Here is a 3,472-nt window from a genome sequence, read left to right as displayed (position 1 = left end):
GTGGTTAGAGAAACGCTTACCGGCCTAAAGCTTCTGGCAAAGAGTGATGGAAGTATTCAGGAAATATTCTTAGTTGTTGATAAAGCAGACAGAGAAAGAATCAGAAAAGAAATGCACAGGATCAACAAAGAGTGGAGAAAGAGTTAATTCATCCACGCAGTGATGCAATGGACAAGGAAAACAACAAATAGTTGAGCCACTCGCAAAGTTTCATACACAGGTTTATAAAAATGGGAGAATTGTAATCCCAAGTAACGAGAGAGTATTTTAAACTCAACCAATATGACCGTGTAAATCTTATTATACGCACTCTCCACGGGAGAGGGCGTTTTTGGGCTTAACTTACTATTTACGGAAGATTGACAATCCTCCTTGGTCTCAGGAAACAGTTAGATATTAAAGAAGGAGATTTTGTCGAAGTCTTACTCGTTGATTATGTTAGAGTCAAAGATATTGTTGGAGAAAAGAGTATTTCATTTTGAAAGAAGTGAAAAGTAATTCATATGAAATTTTAACTCCAGACAAAGAAGTCGAACTCTTGAAATCAAATCCTCTTAAACAAATATTATATTCTAAGGAATAAGTTGATTATCAATTAATTTATTTTTATTTTATCTTGGACTTATTTTCTAGTTTATTCCTCTCAGAGGGCTGTTTTATTTGTGATCTGCCCCTCCCTGAAAGAGCGAGGTTCCCGGAAGAAAAAGATAGAAATTAACCGAAACTTTTTAATGATATTAATAATAAATATTTAATTAGAGAGAGGATAGATGGAAAAAATAGATGTAAGTGCAAGCAACAAAATTGTTTTATACACAAACTTGCAAAAGAGCATGTGGTATTACAATGTACTCCAGAAGAACCAAGCATGACGAAAGAACAAGTGATAGAATCGCTGGCAAAGGAATAAGGTTAAATAAACAATAAATTAATATGGAGAGGGTGTGAGAAATGGAGATTGCTACAGTTGTTCAAGCTATGCAAGGGGCTTATTATGGTTATAAGCTTGGAAAAGACTTTCTAAATGACTTTAAACGCTCTTCAAAACTACCTCTTGGAAAGGATGTTTATGTGACTTTTGCATTAGTCACGATATTCAAAGAAAGGGCTTGGCCAAAATTCAAAGAAGTTGAGGATGAAGTAATAAAAGCCCTTCACAAATACAATTTTAACAAAAGTAATGGAACTCTAATATTGGAAATTTCCGGGAAAAAGGTTCAATGTGCGGTTGAATATCAGATCAAGACAAACTTTCTGCTACCTTATGATGAGGACATCTTGTCTATATCTGGAGAAGACTACGAAGATATGGCCGAGGGAATATATGACTTGGTAATTGCTACAGACTTGACACTCTTCATAATTCCGAATCTGAGAGAACTCTCAAAAGAAGAAAGCAAAAAAGCAATGAGAGACATTTTAGACATTTTGGATAACTTAAAATCAAAACTTCAAGAGAAATTCGCCGTTAAAAAAGGCATCATACGACTAAAACTCCAATTTGATAATGAAAAGACAGCCAGAGAGATTTACACTAAACTCAATGAGGTTATATCCTCAAAAAATATTGCCACACTTGCAAACATTCCAGAACCAACCCCCACAATGGACACTATCGAAATAAACATTAGAAATGCTGATGTAGGAGTAATTGAAGCTTTGTTCTCTATAAGGTTTAGGAGGTTTCCTATATGGTGAAAAGCTGCAAAATAATAAAAGTCAAAGCATTACACCTTGGAAAACTCTTAGAGCTCCTCAGCCCTGAAGCAACCATAGACTATGACGAAATTCCCATACAAAGGGAAGACTTAGATCTAAGTTTAATCAACAACGATCCCAAACTTTACACAAAAATAATCTCCAGAGAAGAATATAGTGGGTTAGGAGTAGAATTCAATGCAAAAATTGAAAGTTGGTGGACTACAGAAAGTGCCGGCAGATTAATAGCACTAAAACCTACTAACAAAGTCACATTCTTCTTATATACTGCCGAGAAAGTCGAAGGCTTCATGGCAATCTTTGCAAAAGATAAACTCCTAAAAAATCTCATTGCCACAATTAGCAAACTCTTAGAAACCACAGAGTGGTATTACGACGTTACTTTTAACCTTCACGAGAATGAAGAAGTCCTTAGAAAAGAGTTCGGGAACTTCAGCAGATTCTATACAAGAGATATGGATCATGAGCTCGTGAAAAACGCTACAGTCGGAGGTATACGCTTAGAAGACTCCCCCGATTATCATAGATTTCTCGAAGAATATGGTGGCTACCTCTCCGTTCTTTTCATAGACTACGGCGGGCTGGAGATCATGCTCTCAAGTAGTGGACGCATATGGAGTCCCAAAAAAGAATTCGAAGAAAGAAAATACGAAATAATCAAAGACCTCCTTATCAGACTCGAAGAAATAAGGGTACTTGAATATCATTGACTCTTGTTGAAATCTTACTTCTACTTAATAGAAATAAACAGTCAAGGTAACAAGATAAGCATATAGGACATATGACAGACTGAGCTTTTCTTTTTTTACCATGTTCTCTTTGAGGAATACTCCTATATAGACAACTTGTTTTATATACATAAATGCAAAGTTAGAAAGAATGCAAATTTGGAGGGGTGATATGGAAAAGACAATCAAAAGGTTCCTGAGAGGATGATTAGATTGAAGGGAGGATTTGCACTCATAAGGATACAAGTATCGGATAAAGTTTGGCTAAGAAAAAACTAATATAGACTTTGTGAAAAAATTGGGGAAAAACTTTAGAGTTCTTTTTTTCCTTCAAAAAACTCTAAAAGTTCTTCGTCATTTATTTCTTCCTCTCCAAATCCAAGCTCTTTTTTCTGAAGCTCTATTAAACCTGGAGTGATCAAAGGTTTCCCGTTGAGCTTTGGAACAGCATAGTGGAGGGTGATTTCACTTAAGTTGTCAAGTCTTATCGTTGGGTTTTCCACATATTCAATTTCTTCGAGCCTTTTTCCATCTGCAATAAGCTTTGCCACTATTGAAGCTCCATCAATCGAATATTGTGGCTTTCCTATGTGTCTAACCTTTACTCCTTTCATTTTTGAGGTTATAAACTCCTTAGTTCTCCCTTTGGGGATTGCATCTCCTAAAATGCCCCCAATGACTATTATGGTGTCATCTTCAATATCCTCTGGTTTAAGTTCTTCTTCGGCTTGAAGATCAAGAACAATAAGTTTTGAGCACTCAAATGGAAATTTTGTGACAGTCTCACTTAAGACACTCCCCAGTTTTGCGAGCTTTTCTCTCTCATCCGCTCTAACATTTGTAAAGATGAGTTTATCTTTCCACCACTGTGCCACGTGAGAATATTCAAGCCAAAGCCATTCACTTATTTCTTCAAGATGCTCGATCAGTAGATATGGCATTATACTCACCTAGAAGTCTTTTTTGGTGGGGCCGCCGGGATTTGAACCCGGGTTTCCGGCTCCCGAAGCCGGAAGGATGGACCA

The 3,472-nt window shown here is 36.5% G+C and carries 4 protein-coding genes and 1 pseudogene; 4 read left to right on the top strand and 1 reads right to left on the bottom strand.

Translation table 11 applies throughout. The features are described from left to right. The 4 genes and pseudogenes from H5T41_10870 to H5T41_10855 all read left to right on the top strand — a co-directional run. Window positions 1-147 (top strand): hypothetical protein (locus tag H5T41_10870; GenBank protein MBC7109259.1); only part of this gene is annotated, 147 nt, incomplete at its 5' end. Between the two features lie 40 nt (window positions 148-187). Next, window positions 188-583, top strand: a pseudogene (locus H5T41_10865) (AbrB family transcriptional regulator). Window positions 584-951: 368 nt separating this feature from the next. After that, window positions 952-1,698 carry a hypothetical protein gene (locus H5T41_10860; protein ID MBC7109258.1) on the top strand — a complete coding sequence of 249 codons (747 nt, stop codon included), beginning with the start codon at window positions 952-954 and terminating at the stop codon, window positions 1,696-1,698. After that, a complete protein-coding gene (locus H5T41_10855; GenBank protein MBC7109257.1) occupies window positions 1,692-2,429 on the top strand; it encodes a hypothetical protein in 738 nt (245 codons plus the stop codon). Before H5T41_10860 ends, H5T41_10855 begins: the two co-directional genes overlap by 7 nt. 329 nt (window positions 2,430-2,758) lie before the next feature. On the opposite strand, the gene H5T41_10850 is transcribed toward H5T41_10855, so the two are convergent. Next, the gene (locus tag H5T41_10850) at window positions 2,759-3,388 is read right to left on the bottom strand and encodes a hypothetical protein (protein MBC7109256.1); all 630 of its coding nucleotides are present in this window, start codon (window positions 3,386-3,388) and stop codon (window positions 2,759-2,761) included. Between the last annotated feature and the right edge of the window lie 84 nt (window positions 3,389-3,472).

Source organism: Methanomassiliicoccales archaeon (assembly GCA_014361295.1).
Lineage (GTDB): Archaea > Thermoplasmatota > Thermoplasmata > Methanomassiliicoccales > JACIVX01 > JACIVX01.
The sequence above is the reverse complement of the archived record's forward strand: the minus strand, read 5'-3'. Positions and strand labels throughout refer to the sequence as shown.